The following is a 14,870-nucleotide window of genomic DNA, read 5'->3' as shown; positions in this document are numbered from 1 at the left end:
GATGCGCATATTGTTTGTTATCGATGGCCTGCCGGGCGGCGGCGCGGAGAAAGTCGTGCTCACGCTGGCGGAACATTTTCTCAGCCAGGGCGAACAGGTATCGCTGTTTTCGCTGCGCGACGTCTGCGATTATCCGCTGCCGGAAGGGCTCGATTATCAGGTGATTGCCGACCGCTGCCGCAAACCGTGGCGCAAGCTAACGGAACTCTCCCGCCGCGCGCGCCAGCTTGATCGCGCGATTGAACAAGCAGAACAGCATGGTCGCTTCGATCTGGTACTGTCGAATCTGCACAAAACCGATCGCATCGTCGCCCGCAGCCGGGCATTGCAGGATCGCAACGTCTGGTTCTGTCTGCACGGCGTTTTCTCTACCTCTTATCTTGGCCATCGCAGCGGTTTTGACCGCTGGATGAAGCAGCAAAAAATCAAGCGCGTATACCAGGGGCGCAACGTGGTGACCGTTTCCGATGCGGTTGGAAAGGATTTGGTCGAGCAGTTCGCACTGCGCCCGGCACAGCTTAAAACCATCTATAACCCGTTCGATATCGCCGCCATTCACGCGGCGGCTGAGGAGCCGGCCGATATTCCTCAAGGGGACTATATTATCCACGTCGGCCGCTTCCATCCCGGTAAGCGCCATGACCGGCTGATTGAAGCCTACGCGCAAAGCGGTATCGAGGCGCCGCTGGTGCTGCTCGGGCAGGGCAAACCGGAGCAGGAACAGCGGCTTCGTCAACTGGCGCAGCAGCTGCAGGTCGGCGATCGGGTGCTGTTTAAAGGCTTTCAGCCCAACCCGCTGCCGTGGATTAAACATGCGCGAATGCTAACGCTCAGCTCCGACAGCGAAGGGTTTGGCAACGTCATTGTTGAAGCGCTACTGCTGAATACGCCGGTTGCCAGCACCCGCTGTCCTGGCGGGGTAAGCGAGATCCTCAGCGGCGAACTGTCCCGCGGTCTGGCCGATCTCAACAGTTCTGCGCTAGCCCAGACGATGCAAAGCATTTACCATAGCCCGCCGGCCATTGATTCCGCCGCGCTGGAAAAATTCAGCGTAGAGTCGATTTGCCAACAGTACCGTCAGCTGCGCAGCGCCTGACGTCGTTTTTTAACCAGGATCGAATGAGTTATGAGTCAAACGCCTTTATTGAGCATCGTGGCCGCCGTGTATAACGGTGAAAAATTCCTTGCGCAATTCTTTGAATGCCTCGAACAACAGCAGTTGGCAAGCTATGAGCTGATCCTGGTGAACGACGGTTCTACCGACGGTAGCCTGGCGGTTATCGACCAATGGAAAGACAGGCTGCAGAACGTCACCGTGCTGGAGCAGGAGAATCAGGGCGTCTCGGTGGCGCGTAATACCGGTATGGCGGCGGCAAGCGGTAAATACCTCGCCTTCCCGGACATTGACGATAAGTTCTATCCCGGCATGTACCGCACGCTGTTGGAAATGGCCGAGAAGGGCAATCTCGATGTCGCGACCTGTAATGGCCGCTATGTGTACGAAAGCCGCGACGATATTCACCCGATTTTCCCGCCGGAGCGCCTGCAGTCTACTGGCGTCCTGCCGGGTTACGTCTGGCTAAAGCAGGCGCTCGACTCGCGTAAGTTTCTGCACGTCACCTGGCTGAACATCTATCGCCGCGATTTTATCAACCAGCACCATTTCCACTTTGAGCCGGGCCTGCGCCATCAGGATATTCCCTGGACGACGGAAGCGTTGCTGGCAGCCGAACGCGTGCAGTACACCAGCGAGCAATTTTACGACTATTACATTCACTCGGAATCGGTCTCGCATAAGCCGGACAACGACGATACGCTGATGCGCTCAGCGCGCCATTATATGAAGATCCTCGAGATGCTCAGCGCCATCAACCAACGCTATCCGGACAAGGTACGGCACATTTCCGCCTGCCGCTGGCAGATAGCCAAAGAGGGGTTGGGGATTATTCATACCTTCGACTGCATGAAAGATGAGTCGAAAAAGCATATTATCATCAAAGAATTCTTCGAACGCGGCATCTGGCGCCTGATCTGGAGTAACGCCTGCACGTTCCGTTTACGCTGGCGTCTGGGACGCCGCTATTTGCGCATCAAGCGCTATCTCAACGCCGCATAGGTCGAAATCCCTCGGTTTCCGCCAAAGAGATAGCTTTACGCGGGTTAAATGCTTAGAATTTGCCCGCAAAAAACCTAAAACGGATAAATAGTTTGGAATTGCTTTATACCACCCTACTCTACCTCATTCAGCCGCTGGTGTGGCTGCGACTGCTGCTGCGCAGCCGTAAGGCCCCGGCATACCGTAAACGCTGGGCTGAACGTTATGGCTTCTGTCAAAACAAGGTAGTGCCGGATGGCATTCTGCTGCACTCCGTCTCCGTCGGTGAAACGCTGGCGGCAATCCCGCTGGTGCGCGCGCTACGCCATCGTTATCCATCACTGCCGATCACCGTCACGACCATGACGCCGACCGGTTCTGAACGCGCCATGTCCGCTTTCGGCAAAGATGTTCACCACGTCTATCTGCCGTATGACCTCCCCTGCGCCATGAACCGTTTCCTCAACAGCGTGCAGCCGAAACTGGTCATTGTAATGGAAACCGAGCTGTGGCCGAACATGGTCGCCGCGCTGCACAAACGTAAAATTCCGCTGGTTATTGCTAACGCACGGCTGTCAGAACGTTCCGCGAAAGGCTATGCCAAACTCGGCGGTTTTATGCGCCGCCTGCTCAGCCGTATCACGCTTATCGCCGCGCAAAATGAAGAAGACGGCAACCGCTTCCTCGCGCTCGGTCTCAAACGTAACCAACTGGCGGTCACCGGCAGCCTGAAATTCGATATCTCCGTCACCCCGGAACTGGCGGCGCGCGCCGTTACCCTGCGTCGCCAGTGGGCGCCGCACCGTAAAGTGTGGATAGCCACCAGTACTCACGACGGCGAAGAACAGATCATCCTGCAGGCGCATAAAAAACTGCTGGAAACCTTCCCCGACCTGCTGCTTATCCTCGTGCCGCGCCATCCGGAACGCTTCGGCGACGCCCGCGACATGGTGCAAAAAGCCGGGATGAGCTTCACCATGCGCAGCACCGGTGAAATTCCGTCTAACAGCACCCAGGTGGTGATTGGCGATACTATGGGCGAACTGATGCTGCTCTACGGCATTGCCGACCTGGCGTTCGTCGGCGGCAGCCTGGTTGAACGCGGCGGACACAATCCGCTCGAACCCGCCGCCCATGCTATTCCGGTGCTGATGGGTCCGCACACCTTCAACTTTAAAGATATCTGCGCCAAGCTGCAGCAGGACGATGGTCTGATCACCGTCACGGACGCCGACTCGCTGGTCAGAGAAGTTTCTACCCTGCTGACCGACGAAGATTATCGACTGTGGTACGGCCGCCACGCGGTGGAAGTGCTGCATCAAAACCAGGGCGCGCTGTCGCGTCTGCTACAGTTACTGCAACCCTACCTGCCGCAGCGGAGCCACTAATGTCGACCCGACTCTCCGTCGTGATGATCGCCAAAAACGCCGCCGACCTGCTCGCCGATTGCCTGGCGTCGGTAAGCTGGGCGGATGAAGTGGTGGTGCTGGACTCCGGCAGTACCGACAATACCGTCGAACTGGCCCGTAGCCTGGGCGCCCAGGTCTATAGCAACACCGACTGGCAAGGCTACGGCATTCAGCGCCAGCGCGCGCAAGATTACGCCACTCACGACTGGGTGCTGATGATTGATACCGACGAGCGCGTTACGCCTGAGTTGAAAGAGTCTATCCTCAAGGTACTGGATGCGCCGCAGCGCGGCGTTATCTACAGCATCGCCCGGCGTAACTACTTCCTCGGGCGCTTTATGCGCCACAGCGGCTGGTATCCCGATCGGGTGATGCGCCTGTACGAACGCGCGCGTTACCGCTATAACGATAATCTGGTGCATGAATCTCTGGATAGCCTTGGGGCCGAAGTGGTGCCGCTCAGCGGCGATCTGCTGCACCTGACCTGCCGCGACTTCTCCGGCTTCCAGCAGAAACAGCTGGCGTATGCCGCAGCCTGGGCGCTTGAGCGTCATCAGAAGGGCAAGAAGACCTCGATGGCGGGGATTTTCAGCCATACGCTGGGCGCCTTCGTCAAAACGCTGCTGCTGCGCGGCGGCGTACTGGATGGAAAACAGGGTTGGCTGCTGGCGGTAGTCAATGCGCAATACACGTTTAATAAATACACCGAGCTGTGGGCACTCAGCCGCGGCTACTCGGAGAAAGTGTAATTATGGGCACAAAAGCGATCTATCCGGGCACCTTTGACCCTATCACCAACGGCCATATCGATATCGTCACCCGCGCGGCGGGTATGTTTGATAAGGTTTTGCTGGCCATCGCCGCCAGCCCGAGCAAAAAACCGATGTTCAGCCTCGATGAACGAATTGCGCTGGCGGAGCAGGCAACGGCGCATCTGGTCAACGTTGAGGTGATTGGCTTTAGCGATTTGATGGCCAATTTCGCCCGCGCGCAGCAGGCCAATATTCTCATTCGCGGCCTGCGGGCAGTGGCGGATTTCGAATATGAAATGCAGCTGGCGCACATGAACCGCCATCTGATGCCCACCCTGGAAAGCGTGTTCCTGATGCCGTGCAAAGAGTGGTCGTTTATCTCTTCATCGCTGGTTAAGGAAGTGGCGCGCCACCAGGGCGATGTCTCCCACTTCCTGCCGCCTAACGTGCATCAGGCCTTGTTAAATAAGCTGAAGTAGTATGTCCTTCCCCCGCTCGCGCTACGCTTAGCGGGGCTACCAGCTTACCCGGACTGGCATAATCCCCAACCCTCTCCACTACTTCTGACACTGGCGGCAATAAAAGGTCGCTCGCTGCGCGTGTTTGCTGGCGATAATCGGCGTACCGCAGATCCGGCACGGCTCGCCTTTGCGGCCATAAACCTGCAGCTCCTGGGCGAAATATCCCGGTTTGCCGTCGCTTTGCAGGAAATCCTTCAGCGTCGTTCCACCTTGCTCAATTGAGCGTAGCAGCACCAGCTTAATCATCTTCACTAACCACTCGCATTCTTGATGCGAGAGCGACGAGGCCAGCCGATCGGGATGGATCCCGGCGGAAAACAGCGATTCGCTGGCGTAGATATTCCCCACGCCCACCACCAACTTGTTATCCATCAGCCAGGGTTTGATGGCGGTTTTCTTCTTCGCGCAACGCTGCTGGAGATAGTCGGCGTTGAATTCATCGCTTAGCGGCTCCGGGCCGAGATGCGCCAGCACCGGATGACCATCCAGCTCTTTAGTCCATAACCAGGCGCCGAAGCGGCGAGGATCGGTATAGCGCAGCACTTTACCGTTACTCAGCACCAGGTCGACGTGGTCGTGTTTTTCAGCCGGCTGCTCTTCACTGAGGATACGCAGGCTACCGGACATGCCAAGATGAATAATGATCCAGCCGTGGCGCAGCTCCAGCAGCAGATATTTGGCGCGTCGGCGCACGCTCAGCACCGGTTCATCGCTCAGGCGATAAATCTCTTCGGATACCGGCCAACGCAGGCGCCCGTTGCGTACTACGGCGTGCAGGATGTTAGCGCCTACCAGATGCGGCTCAATGCCGCGACGGCTGGTTTCGACTTCAGGTAATTCAGGCATTTTTTCCTCTTAACCACACAGTTTCGGGTGACAGGGAGGCAGCGGGAAGAGAGGCCGGAAGGCTTAATAAAGCAAGCGGCCAGGCTGTACGCGTGCAGCCAACGCACCTGTGCTCGAAGGGTGAAGCATAAAACAAAAAACCCCGCCGGAGCGGGGTTTTAGTACAAGGAGACTAAAATTATTTGATTTTAGCTTCTTTGTAGATAACGTGCTGACGTACAACCGGATCGTACTTTTTCAGTTCCATTTTTTCCGGTTTGGTACGCTTGTTCTTCGTGGTGGTATAGAAGTGACCAGTACCAGCGGAAGAAACCAGCTTGATTTTCTCACGAATACCTTTAGCCATGATTTATTTCCTCTAAGTACTTAGTACTTTTCGCCACGGGCACGCAGTTCAGACAGAACTGTATCGATGCCTTTCTTATCGATTACACGCATACCTTTAGCAGATACGCGCAGGGTGACAAAACGCTTCTCGCTCTCAACCCAGAAACGGTGAGAGTGCAGGTTCGGCAGGAAACGGCGTTTAGTCGCGTTCAGTGCGTGGGAACGGTTGTTACCGGTCACCGGACGCTTGCCAGTAACTTGGCAGACTCGGGACATGTCTATTCTCCAAAAATCAAATTAGCTCGAGCTTCGTATGGGGTATTGGCGCCTCGTCAGGCTTTACAGCCCGGTCATCGCATAGTTCTATTGAACTCTCGATTGCCAGGCCCAAATGCCAAACCCGAGATTCTCAAAGGTGGCGTAGTATACGCTGACTCGGCGGTGTGCTCAAGTCCCGAACAGACAAAGATCCCGATAGATCGCATGATCGGGGCTAAATCCAGCCACGTTCGGCAAAAGAGACGTACGCGCCGCGGCCAATAATCAGATGATCAAGCACGCGTATCTCCATGAATCTACAACATTTAACCACCCTGTCGGTCATCAACTTATCCGACTTACTCGGTTCAGGACTACCTGAAGGATGATTATGGGCAAGGATCACCGCGGCGGCGTTCACTTTGATTGCTTCGCGTACAATTTCTCGCGGATGCACCTCTACGTGGCTAAGAGTACCAGAAAAAAGGCGGCTATGTTTCAATACCCGGTTCTGATTATCTAAAAAGATCGCCATAAAGATCTCCCGCTCTTCATCGGCGAGCTGGCTTTGTAAAAATTCTCGCGTCATGAGCGGCGTCACCAGCGACGGTTCCTCTCTCATCCGCAAGCTAAAATAGCGCCGCGCCAGTTCGGCAATGCCTTTGAGTTGCGCATATTTCGCAATGCCGATACCGTCGATATCGGCAAATTGTTCTATCTCAGCCGACAACAGCCCGTACAGCGAACCGAAGCGCTGTAGCAAGCTATGTGAAAAAGCCAGCACATCCTGGGTACGCGTGCCGGTACGCAAAAACAACGCCAGCAGCTCAACGTCGCTCAATGTTTCAATGCCGTCGCGCAGCATTTTTTCCCGCGGCATCAATGATTCCTGTATATCCATTACCCTGTCTCCTTACCCGTCCATCCCCCATCCTGGCATAGCCTTTCCGCGCTGCCGACCGGTGATTTCAAGGTCTGCGTAGACCCTCGCAAAGTGAATACCCGGCATACGCACGATGCCACAGGGATTGTGATAAGATGCGCGGATTCTGGTGTATTTCAACAGGACAAAATCATGATGAGTCTGGCTGGTAAAAAGATCGTTCTTGGCGTGAGCGGCGGCATCGCCGCCTATAAAACGCCAGAACTGGTGCGCCGACTGCGAGAACGCGGCGCCGATGTACGCGTCGCCATGACGGAAGCCGCCAAGGCCTTTATTACCCCGTTGAGCCTGCAGGCGGTTTCCGGTTATCCGGTCTCCGATAGCCTGCTGGATCCGGCTGCCGAAGCGGCAATGGGCCATATTGAACTGGGCAAGTGGGCCGATCTGGTTATCCTTGCCCCGGCAACCGCCGATTTAATCGCCCGCGTCGCCGCCGGTATGGCGAACGATCTGGTCTCCACGATTTGCCTGGCTACGCCCTCGCCGGTGGCCGTCGTCCCGGCGATGAACCAACAGATGTATCGCGCCGCCGCCACCCAGCACAACCTTGCCACTATTGCCTCACGCGGCCTATTGGTATGGGGCCCGGATAGCGGCAGCCAGGCCTGCGGCGACGTTGGCCCGGGCCGCATGCTCGATCCGCTCACTATCGTGGAGATGGCGGCGCAGCATTTCTCGCCTGTCAAAGATTTGCAACATCTCAACATCATGATTACCGCGGGCCCAACCCGCGAGCCGCTGGATCCGGTGCGCTACATCACCAACCATAGCTCCGGCAAAATGGGCTTCGCGATTGCCGCCGCCGCCGCACAACGCGGTGCGAACGTCACGCTGGTTAGCGGCCCGGTGTCGCTGCCGACGCCGCCGTTTGTGCAGCGCATCGATGTTGGCACCGCGCTGGAAATGGAAGCGGCGGTGCAGAATGGCGTGCAACAGCAGCATATTTTCATCGGCTGCGCCGCCGTTGCCGACTACCGCGCAGCGATTGTCGCCGACGAGAAAATCAAAAAACAAGGTGATGAATTAACAATAAAAATGGTTAAAAATCCGGACATCGTCGCCGGGGTGGCCGCACTAAAAAATCACCGCCCGTACGTTGTTGGATTTGCCGCCGAAACAAATAATGTGGAAGAATACGCCCGGCAAAAACGTGCCCGCAAAAATCTCGACCTGATTTGCGCCAATGATGTTTCTCAGCAAAATCAAGGTTTTAATAGCGATAACAACGCATTACACCTTTTCTGGCAGGATGGGGATAAGCGCTTACCACTTGAGCGCAAGGAATTCCTGGGCCAATTATTACTCGACGAGATCGTTACCCGTTATGATGAAAAAAATCGACGTTAAGATTCTGGACCCGCGTGTTGGCAAGCAGTTCCCATTGCCGACTTATGCCACCTCCGGCTCGGCCGGACTTGACCTGCGCGCCTGTCTTGACGACGCCGTAGAGCTGGCGCCGGGCGCAACCACCCTGTTGCCGACTGGCCTTGCGATTCATATCGCCGATCCGTCTCTGGCGGCGGTGATTCTGCCGCGTTCTGGTCTGGGCCATAAACATGGCGTCGTGCTGGGCAACCTGGTCGGCCTTATCGACTCCGACTACCAGGGGCAGCTGATGGTGTCCGTGTGGAACCGCGGCCAGCAGAGCTTTACTATCGAGCCGGGCGAGCGCATCGCGCAGATGGTCTTTGTGCCGGTGGTACAGGCGGAATTTAATCTGGTGGAAGAGTTTGACGCCACCGACCGCGGCGAAGGCGGCTTCGGCCACTCAGGGCGCAAATAAGCCCGGCTATACGGAACCCGCATCCCAAAGCGCATAATGCAATAACATCACCGCAAACTAAGGTTTGCGGTCGCTTTGTGGATGCCTGCCTGACAAGTGCTTATTTTCAGGGGTATTTTAAAACATGGCAGAAAAACAAACTGCGAAAAGGAATCGTCGCGAAGAAATACTTCAATCTCTGGCGCTGATGCTTGAATCCAGCGATGGTAGTCAACGTATTACCACGGCGAAGCTGGCGGCCTCCGTCGGTGTTTCCGAAGCGGCGTTATACCGTCATTTTCCCAGTAAAACCCGCATGTTTGACAGCCTGATCGAGTTCATTGAAGACAGTCTGATTACGCGCATCAATTTGATTTTGAAAGATGAAAAGGACACCACGGCTCGTCTGCGCCTGATTGTTCTGCTGATTCTTGGGTTTGGCGAGCGTAATCCTGGGCTGACGCGTATCCTCACCGGCCACGCCTTAATGTTCGAACAGGACCGTCTGCAGGGTCGTATCAACCAGCTATTTGAACGTATCGAAGTTCAATTGCGTCAGGTGATGCGTGAAAAGAAAATGCGTGAGGGAGAGGGCTACACCCTCGACGAGACGCTACTGGCAAGCCAGCTGCTGGCATTTTGCGAAGGCATGCTGTCGCGTTTTGTGCGTAGCGAGTTCAAGTACCGCCCAACGGATGATTTCGATGCCCGCTGGCCGCTGGTCGCGGCGCAACTGCAGTAAAGCTCTATATGCAGCCGCAAGGCTGCATGGCTCATCATTCACCTTCTCAGCGTGCTCTGGGGCAGCCGCTGGCTGCCGGGCTCATCTTCAGACGCCGTAGGCTTCGCGGTAAGCGCGTACCGATGCCAAATGCTCAGCCATCTCAGGCTTTTCTTCCAGATAGGCGATAAGATCTTTCAGGGTGACGATAGAAATCACTTTGCAGCCGTAATCACGTTCCACTTCCTGAATCGCGGAGATCTCGCCGCGACCACGCTCCTGGCGGTCAAGCGAGATGAGCACGCCAGCCAGTTCAGCGCCGTTAGCCTGAATAATTTCCATTGATTCACGAATTGCGGTACCGGCGGTAATCACGTCGTCCACCAGCATCACGCGGCCCTGGAGCGGGCTACCGACCAGGTTGCCGCCTTCACCGTGGGTCTTGGCTTCTTTACGGTTGAAGCAGTACGGCAGGTCGCGATCATGATGCTCAGCCAGCGCGACGGCGGTAGTGGTGGCGATAGGGATACCTTTATAGGCCGGGCCGAACAGCAGGTCGAATTCGATCCCGGAATCCACCAGCGCCTCGGCGTAGAAACGGCCCAGCAGAGCCAGATCGCGCCCGGTATTAAACAGGCCGGCGTTGAAGAAATAGGGGCTTTTACGCCCGGATTTCAGCGTAAATTCGCCAAACTTAAGAACCTGCTTGCTAAGCGCAAACTCAATAAACTGGCGCTGATACGGCTTCATGGATTCGCTCCTTTTAGTACTGTCATCATTGTCGGACTACGCGCCCTATCCTTCGCAGGTGTCATGAGGGATAAAGCGCAAAAAAAAGGCGACTTCTCAGTCGCCTTAATCATTAATTTTCTAACGCCGCTTTCTGCGTCGTAATAATGGATTCGATTCCCCCTCGCGCTAACGCCAGGAGAGTGAGGAGCTCTTCATGGGTGAACGGCTCGCCTTCCGCCGTGCCCTGCACCTCAATAATGCGGCCGTCTTCGGTCATTACCACATTCATATCGGTTTCCGCGGCGGAATCTTCCACGTACTCCAGATCGCAGATGGCTTCACCATTAACGATACCAACGGAAACGGCGGCTACCATCCCCTTCATCGGGTTGGTTTTCAGTTTACCGGCAGCAACCAGCTTGTTCAGCGCATCGGCCAGCGCAACGCAGGCGCCGGTAATGGACGCGGTACGGGTACCGCCATCGGCCTGCAGCACGTCGCAATCGAGCGTAATGGTGAACTCGCCCAGCGCTTTCAGATCCACCGCGGCGCGCAGCGCGCGAGCGATCAGACGCTGAATTTCCATAGTGCGGCCGCCCTGCTTGCCTTTTGCGGCTTCGCGAGCGTTACGGGTATGGGTGGAGCGCGGCAGCATGCCATATTCGGCGGTGATCCAGCCCTGGCCCTGACCTTTCAGGAAGCGCGGCACGCCTTCGTCGATAGAGGCAGTGCACAGCACTTTGGTGTCGCCAAATTCGACCAGCACGGAGCCTTCAGCATGTTTTGTATAGTTACGGGTCAGGGTTACTGGACGCACCTGATTAGCGCTACGGCCTGCTGGACGCATGATTACTCTCCGGCTTGAAACGAATGTGGCTGCGCATTATACACAAATTCGGCCAAGTTGCATCGCGACGACGCGCGCCTGCCAATGTGGATAATGCGCGCTTATTCCTATCCTGAAAGGGCCTCGAAAGCTATAATCCTCCCCACTCTCCTTAAAAAACAGGAACGTCTATGATCCGCAGTATGACCGCCTATGCCCGGCGTGAAATCAAGGGTGACTGGGGTAGCGCCGCGTGGGAACTGCGCTCGGTAAACCAACGCTATCTGGAAACCTACTTCCGCCTGCCGGAACAGTTCCGGAGCCTGGAGCCCGTGGTTCGCGAGCGCATCCGCGCTCGCCTGACTCGCGGCAAAATCGAATGTACCCTGCGTTTTGAGCAGGATCCCAGCGCCCAGGGTGAGCTGATTCTTAACGAAAACCTGGCCAAGCAGCTGGTTAACGCCGCTAACTGGGTAAAAATGCAGAGCGATGAAGGCGAAATCAATCCGGTTGATATCCTGCGCTGGCCTGGCGTTATGGCCGCTCAGGAGCAAGACCTTGATGCCATCGCCGCTGAAATCCTCAACGCCCTGAATGGCGCGCTGGACGATTTTATCGTCGCTCGCGAGACCGAAGGCCAGGCATTGAAAACGCTGATCGAACAGCGTCTGGAAGGCGTCAGCGCCGAAGTCAGCAAAGTCCGCGCCCATATGCCGGAAATCCTGCAGTGGCAGCGCGAGCGCCTGGTCGCCAAGCTTGAAGACGCCGAAGTGCAGCTGGAAAACAACCGTCTCGAGCAAGAGCTGGTATTAATGGCGCAGCGTATCGACGTCGCCGAAGAGCTCGATCGCCTGGAAGCGCACGTTAAAGAGACCTACAACATTCTGAAGAAGAAAGAAGCCGTGGGTCGCCGCCTCGACTTCATGATGCAGGAATTCAACCGCGAGTCGAACACTCTGGCCTCCAAATCCATTAATGCCGAAGTGACCAATTCAGCGATTGAGCTGAAGGTGCTGATCGAGCAGATGCGCGAGCAGATCCAGAATATCGAGTAATCTCTTCCCCGGCTGGCCTGCCCCCGCGGGCCAGCATTACTTTTTCTTATTCATTTTTGAAAAGTAAAAGCCAAATCCCCCACAGTGATTGACCATATCAATCATTCAGCATTAGCTTTTTTCATGAAAATCAGCTCACTTTAGAAAAACTCAATCGTGATCTGTCGCACAAATCGCTACCCTTTGCCCATCATTGTGGGGGATTTATGCTGCTTCATGTTCTTTATCTGATTGGTATTACGGCGGAAGCGATGACCGGCGCCTTAGCGGCCGGGCGTCGCCGGATGGACACTTTTGGGGTGATTATTATCGCTACCGCCACCGCGCTCGGCGGGGGATCCGTGCGTGATATCCTGCTCGGCCATTATCCGCTCGGTTGGGTGAAGCACCCGGAATACGTCATCATTGTGGCGGTTGCCGCCGTTCTCACTACCATCGCCGCGCCGGTAATGCCGCACCTGCGCCGCCTGTTTCTGGTGCTGGATGCCCTGGGCCTGATTGTATTCTCGATTATTGGCGCGCAAATCGCGCTGGATATGGGCGAAGGACCGATAATCGCGTCTATTGCCGCCGTGATCACCGGCGTCTTTGGCGGCGTGCTGCGCGATATGTTCTGTAAACGTATCCCGCTGGTGTTTCAGAAAGAACTGTACGCTGGCATCTCTTTTGCCGCCGCGGTGCTCTATATCGCCTTACAGCACTACGTCAGCAGCCACGACGTCGTGGTCATCGCCACGCTGCTCTTCGGCTTTACCGCGCGTATGCTCGCCCTGCGCTGGAAGCTCGGCCTGCCGGTCTTCTACTACAAGCACGACGCACATTGATTCCTCAAAAACCCGGGATATGTTGCCCGTTGAGCCACTGCGCCAGCGCGGCAATATCCGGGTTTTGCAAAAAGGCGACCAGCTGACGCGCCCTTTCCTGCCCCACCCCCGGTAATTGCCGCCACTGGGACTCATTGCGCTCCTGCAATTGCTGCCAGTTTTCTGACGCAACGCTCGCTTGCGCGGACTGAGGTATCGGTACCCCCAGCGCCAGCACCCAACGAATAAACGGCTGCTCGCGGGTCAAATTGAACTGATGCCACAGCCGCAGGCCACGCTTGCTGGTAATGCCTGGCACGCTCTGTAGTTGTTCAGGCGTCAAAGCCAGCCATGAAAACAGATGTGCCATGCGGCGATCGTCTATTAGCGTGCGCCATAGCGCCTCTCCTGCTCCCCCCATATCCAGAACTGGCTTAGACGATAGCCAAACAAGCCGGGAGAGAAACTGCCCGGCGCACTCGGACGACGCAAAATAACAGGTTAAGGAATGAAAACGGGGCGAAGGCGGTTGTGGCGCATCGCGGTGGCTGGCCCGCCAGACCACGCTATCCAGACGCGGGATCCCCTGTCCAGCCAGGCTTATTAGCACCTGGTCTCCGGCGACGATGTCTAACTGCCGCCAGCGGGCCACCGAGCCAATATTGACCCGACGCACCAGTTTATCGTCCAGTTTTACCGGTTCGAGATGCGCCACAACGGCTATCTTGCCGCTGCGCCCGACAGTGAACTGGATTGTGGTCACTTCCGCCACCTGCGAAAACGGCTGATATTTCCAGGCCGCCACCCAGTGTCCCTGTCCTGGAAGCCAACGGCCCCCGGCTGGTTCTTTTTCCGCACGGATCACAATGCCATCGGTGACAAAGGGCAGCGGCGAGGCGAACCAGCGCTCGCGCCAGACGGCGGTCTCCTGCCAGTCTTTCACCGGATGGGAATAGCGCTGCGCCAGAGGAAACCCGCCGTCGGCAAGCAGCGCCAGGCGGGTGGACATCCGGGCCGGACCGTCGGGCCAGGCCCAGATAAACACCCCCAGCGTATTCAGCGTTGCCGATGGCGCTTTGCGCATCAGTATCCCGGCGACTTTCGCCCGTGAATTCATACCGCCCGCCTGTTTTTGTATGTGCCCCTCTTGCAGCTGAAAAATCTCGCCCTGTAGCACGCTATTTGCCAGCGCTCCTGCGGTAGTTTGCGGTAGGCCGGGGATCCGGCGCACTTTTACCGTCCAGTCTTCCCCCGCCAGACCGTCGCCGCGGCTAATCGCCTGTATTAACCTCCCCCCGCGATAAACCAGCGTTACCGCCACCCCGTCAACTTTCGGCTGTACCCACACATTGGGTTTCTCGCGCATCCAGCGGCCGACGCTTGCGGCATCAGGCAGTTTACGCACGCCGGTATGCGCGATGGGATGTTTGACTTCGCCGCGCGGCGGCGGCAGCTCGTCTTCAGGCGTCTCCTGACCGAAGCAGCGCCGCCACTGCGCCAACCGGGCAGATAGCATGTCGTAGACCTCGTCGCTGACCTCGCTGCGGCCCTGCTGCCAGTAGGCCGCTTTCCAGTCGGCAATCTGCTGGCTCAGGCGATCTATCTCCTGCCCGGCTTGTTGCAAAGACCACGCCGGGCAGGCCGCCGTTGCCATTGCCGCCGCCATCCATAACGCTGTCGCTATCAGCCATCTGCACATGCCTTTACCTCCTTGTTCTACCTTGCGGCATCGTGCGCTAAAGACCGAAGCCGCGGCGACAGGCAAATCATTACGTTGCGAGCGGCTTTCCAGGATTTACACCTTGTTGCTGCAACTGCTT

At 56.7% G+C, this 14,870-nt stretch carries 17 protein-coding genes; 10 read left to right on the top strand and 7 right to left on the bottom strand.

Annotated features, from left to right (window positions below; all coding sequences use genetic code 11):
• The first annotated feature begins 1 nt into the window (after nt 1).
• The 5 genes from KGA69_RS06960 to coaD all read left to right on the top strand — a co-directional run bounded on the left by KGA69_RS06960 (nt 2) and on the right by coaD (nt 4,735).
• On the top strand, nt 2-1,096 hold the full coding sequence (locus KGA69_RS06960) for a glycosyltransferase (protein WP_047047653.1): 1,095 nt from the start codon (nt 2-4) through the stop codon (nt 1,094-1,096).
• Between the two features lie 30 nt (nt 1,097-1,126).
• Nucleotides 1,127-2,116, top strand: a complete 990-nt coding sequence (locus tag KGA69_RS06955; protein ID WP_047066655.1) for a glycosyltransferase — start codon at nt 1,127-1,129, stop codon at nt 2,114-2,116.
• A 92-nt stretch (nt 2,117-2,208) separates the two neighbouring features.
• On the top strand, nt 2,209-3,483 hold the full coding sequence (gene waaA / locus KGA69_RS06950; protein WP_015369159.1) for a lipid IV(A) 3-deoxy-D-manno-octulosonic acid transferase: 1,275 nt from the start codon (nt 2,209-2,211) through the stop codon (nt 3,481-3,483).
• A complete protein-coding gene (locus KGA69_RS06945; protein ID WP_032713074.1) occupies nt 3,483-4,253 on the top strand; it encodes a glycosyltransferase family 2 protein in 771 nt (256 codons plus the stop codon). The genes waaA and KGA69_RS06945 overlap by 1 nt, the downstream gene beginning before the upstream one ends.
• 2 nt (nt 4,254-4,255) lie before the next feature.
• Nucleotides 4,256-4,735 carry a pantetheine-phosphate adenylyltransferase gene (gene coaD, locus KGA69_RS06940; RefSeq protein ID WP_015703808.1) on the top strand — a complete coding sequence of 160 codons (480 nt, stop codon included), beginning with the start codon at nt 4,256-4,258 and terminating at the stop codon, nt 4,733-4,735.
• A gap of 78 nt (nt 4,736-4,813) precedes the next feature.
• On the opposite strand, the gene mutM is transcribed toward coaD, so the two are convergent.
• From mutM to radC, 4 genes are all read right to left on the bottom strand, one after another.
• Entirely contained in the window at nt 4,814-5,623 is an 810-nt protein-coding gene (gene mutM / locus KGA69_RS06935; protein ID WP_015369156.1) for a bifunctional DNA-formamidopyrimidine glycosylase/DNA-(apurinic or apyrimidinic site) lyase, read from the bottom strand.
• Nucleotides 5,624-5,801: 178 nt separating this feature from the next.
• Nucleotides 5,802-5,969, bottom strand: a complete 168-nt coding sequence (gene rpmG, locus KGA69_RS06930; protein WP_002922510.1) for a 50S ribosomal protein L33 — start codon at nt 5,967-5,969, stop codon at nt 5,802-5,804.
• Between the two features lie 20 nt (nt 5,970-5,989).
• The gene (gene rpmB / locus KGA69_RS06925) at nt 5,990-6,226 is read right to left on the bottom strand and encodes a 50S ribosomal protein L28 (RefSeq protein WP_002436699.1); all 237 of its coding nucleotides are present in this window, start codon (nt 6,224-6,226) and stop codon (nt 5,990-5,992) included.
• A 217-nt stretch (nt 6,227-6,443) separates the two neighbouring features.
• Nucleotides 6,444-7,109 carry a RadC family protein gene (gene radC, locus KGA69_RS06920; RefSeq protein ID WP_045390599.1) on the bottom strand — a complete coding sequence of 222 codons (666 nt, stop codon included), beginning with the start codon at nt 7,107-7,109 and terminating at the stop codon, nt 6,444-6,446.
• Nucleotides 7,110-7,286: 177 nt separating this feature from the next.
• On the opposite strand from radC, the gene coaBC reads away from it, so the two are divergent.
• The 3 genes from coaBC to slmA all read left to right on the top strand — a co-directional run bounded on the left by coaBC (nt 7,287) and on the right by slmA (nt 9,655).
• Complete coding sequence (gene coaBC / locus KGA69_RS06915) at nt 7,287-8,498, top strand: bifunctional phosphopantothenoylcysteine decarboxylase/phosphopantothenate--cysteine ligase CoaBC (protein ID WP_213293132.1); 1,212 nt, start codon at nt 7,287-7,289, stop codon at nt 8,496-8,498.
• Nucleotides 8,476-8,934 (top strand): dUTP diphosphatase, encoded by a 459-nt coding sequence (dut, locus tag KGA69_RS06910; RefSeq protein ID WP_020077682.1) that lies wholly within the window; start codon nt 8,476-8,478, stop codon nt 8,932-8,934. Before coaBC ends, dut begins: the two co-directional genes overlap by 23 nt.
• A gap of 124 nt (nt 8,935-9,058) precedes the next feature.
• Nucleotides 9,059-9,655: a nucleoid occlusion factor SlmA gene (gene slmA, locus KGA69_RS06905; protein WP_015369151.1), complete on the top strand. Its 597-nt coding sequence runs from the start codon at nt 9,059-9,061 to the stop codon at nt 9,653-9,655.
• Between the two features lie 87 nt (nt 9,656-9,742).
• On the opposite strand, the gene pyrE is transcribed toward slmA, so the two are convergent.
• Nucleotides 9,743-10,384, bottom strand: a complete 642-nt coding sequence (gene pyrE / locus KGA69_RS06900) for an orotate phosphoribosyltransferase (RefSeq protein ID WP_015703811.1) — start codon at nt 10,382-10,384, stop codon at nt 9,743-9,745.
• A gap of 112 nt (nt 10,385-10,496) precedes the next feature.
• A complete protein-coding gene (gene rph / locus KGA69_RS06895; RefSeq protein ID WP_045390593.1) occupies nt 10,497-11,213 on the bottom strand; it encodes a ribonuclease PH in 717 nt (238 codons plus the stop codon).
• Nucleotides 11,214-11,383: 170 nt separating this feature from the next.
• On the opposite strand from rph, the gene KGA69_RS06890 reads away from it, so the two are divergent.
• Both KGA69_RS06890 and KGA69_RS06885 read left to right on the top strand, forming a co-directional pair.
• Nucleotides 11,384-12,247, top strand: a complete 864-nt coding sequence (locus tag KGA69_RS06890; protein ID WP_047047649.1) for a YicC/YloC family endoribonuclease — start codon at nt 11,384-11,386, stop codon at nt 12,245-12,247.
• A gap of 206 nt (nt 12,248-12,453) precedes the next feature.
• Complete coding sequence (locus tag KGA69_RS06885; protein ID WP_015703812.1) at nt 12,454-13,071, top strand: trimeric intracellular cation channel family protein; 618 nt, start codon at nt 12,454-12,456, stop codon at nt 13,069-13,071.
• A gap of 4 nt (nt 13,072-13,075) precedes the next feature.
• Here KGA69_RS06885 and ligB read toward each other — a convergent pair whose 3' ends face one another.
• Nucleotides 13,076-14,749 carry an NAD-dependent DNA ligase LigB gene (gene ligB / locus KGA69_RS06880; RefSeq protein ID WP_213292930.1) on the bottom strand — a complete coding sequence of 558 codons (1,674 nt, stop codon included), beginning with the start codon at nt 14,747-14,749 and terminating at the stop codon, nt 13,076-13,078.
• Nucleotides 14,750-14,870 lie beyond the last annotated feature (121 nt).

Origin of the sequence: Klebsiella sp. A52 (assembly GCF_018388785.1) — a bacterium.
Taxonomy (GTDB): domain Bacteria; phylum Pseudomonadota; class Gammaproteobacteria; order Enterobacterales; family Enterobacteriaceae; genus Klebsiella; species Klebsiella aerogenes.
The sequence above is the reverse complement of the archived record's forward strand: the minus strand, read 5'-3'. Positions and strand labels throughout refer to the sequence as shown.

Coding starts and splice junctions, on each gene's coding strand:
- rph (WP_045390593.1), bottom strand. CDS start 11,213: ATGCGTCCAGCAGGCCGTAGCGCTAATCAGGTGCGTCCAGTAACCCTG.
- KGA69_RS06960 (WP_047047653.1), top strand. CDS start 2: ATGCGCATATTGTTTGTTATCGATGGCCTGCCGGGCGGCGGCGCGGAG.
- rpmB (WP_002436699.1), bottom strand. CDS start 6,226: ATGTCCCGAGTCTGCCAAGTTACTGGCAAGCGTCCGGTGACCGGTAAC.
- pyrE (WP_015703811.1), bottom strand. CDS start 10,384: ATGAAGCCGTATCAGCGCCAGTTTATTGAGTTTGCGCTTAGCAAGCAG.
- KGA69_RS06955 (WP_047066655.1), top strand. CDS start 1,127: ATGAGTCAAACGCCTTTATTGAGCATCGTGGCCGCCGTGTATAACGGT.
- slmA (WP_015369151.1), top strand. CDS start 9,059: ATGGCAGAAAAACAAACTGCGAAAAGGAATCGTCGCGAAGAAATACTT.
- coaD (WP_015703808.1), top strand. CDS start 4,256: ATGGGCACAAAAGCGATCTATCCGGGCACCTTTGACCCTATCACCAAC.
- ligB (WP_213292930.1), bottom strand. CDS start 14,749: ATGTGCAGATGGCTGATAGCGACAGCGTTATGGATGGCGGCGGCAATG.
- radC (WP_045390599.1), bottom strand. CDS start 7,109: ATGGATATACAGGAATCATTGATGCCGCGGGAAAAAATGCTGCGCGAC.
- dut (WP_020077682.1), top strand. CDS start 8,476: ATGATGAAAAAAATCGACGTTAAGATTCTGGACCCGCGTGTTGGCAAG.
- mutM (WP_015369156.1), bottom strand. CDS start 5,623: ATGCCTGAATTACCTGAAGTCGAAACCAGCCGTCGCGGCATTGAGCCG.
- KGA69_RS06945 (WP_032713074.1), top strand. CDS start 3,483: ATGTCGACCCGACTCTCCGTCGTGATGATCGCCAAAAACGCCGCCGAC.
- rpmG (WP_002922510.1), bottom strand. CDS start 5,969: ATGGCTAAAGGTATTCGTGAGAAAATCAAGCTGGTTTCTTCCGCTGGT.
- KGA69_RS06890 (WP_047047649.1), top strand. CDS start 11,384: ATGATCCGCAGTATGACCGCCTATGCCCGGCGTGAAATCAAGGGTGAC.
- coaBC (WP_213293132.1), top strand. CDS start 7,287: ATGAGTCTGGCTGGTAAAAAGATCGTTCTTGGCGTGAGCGGCGGCATC.
- KGA69_RS06885 (WP_015703812.1), top strand. CDS start 12,454: ATGCTGCTTCATGTTCTTTATCTGATTGGTATTACGGCGGAAGCGATG.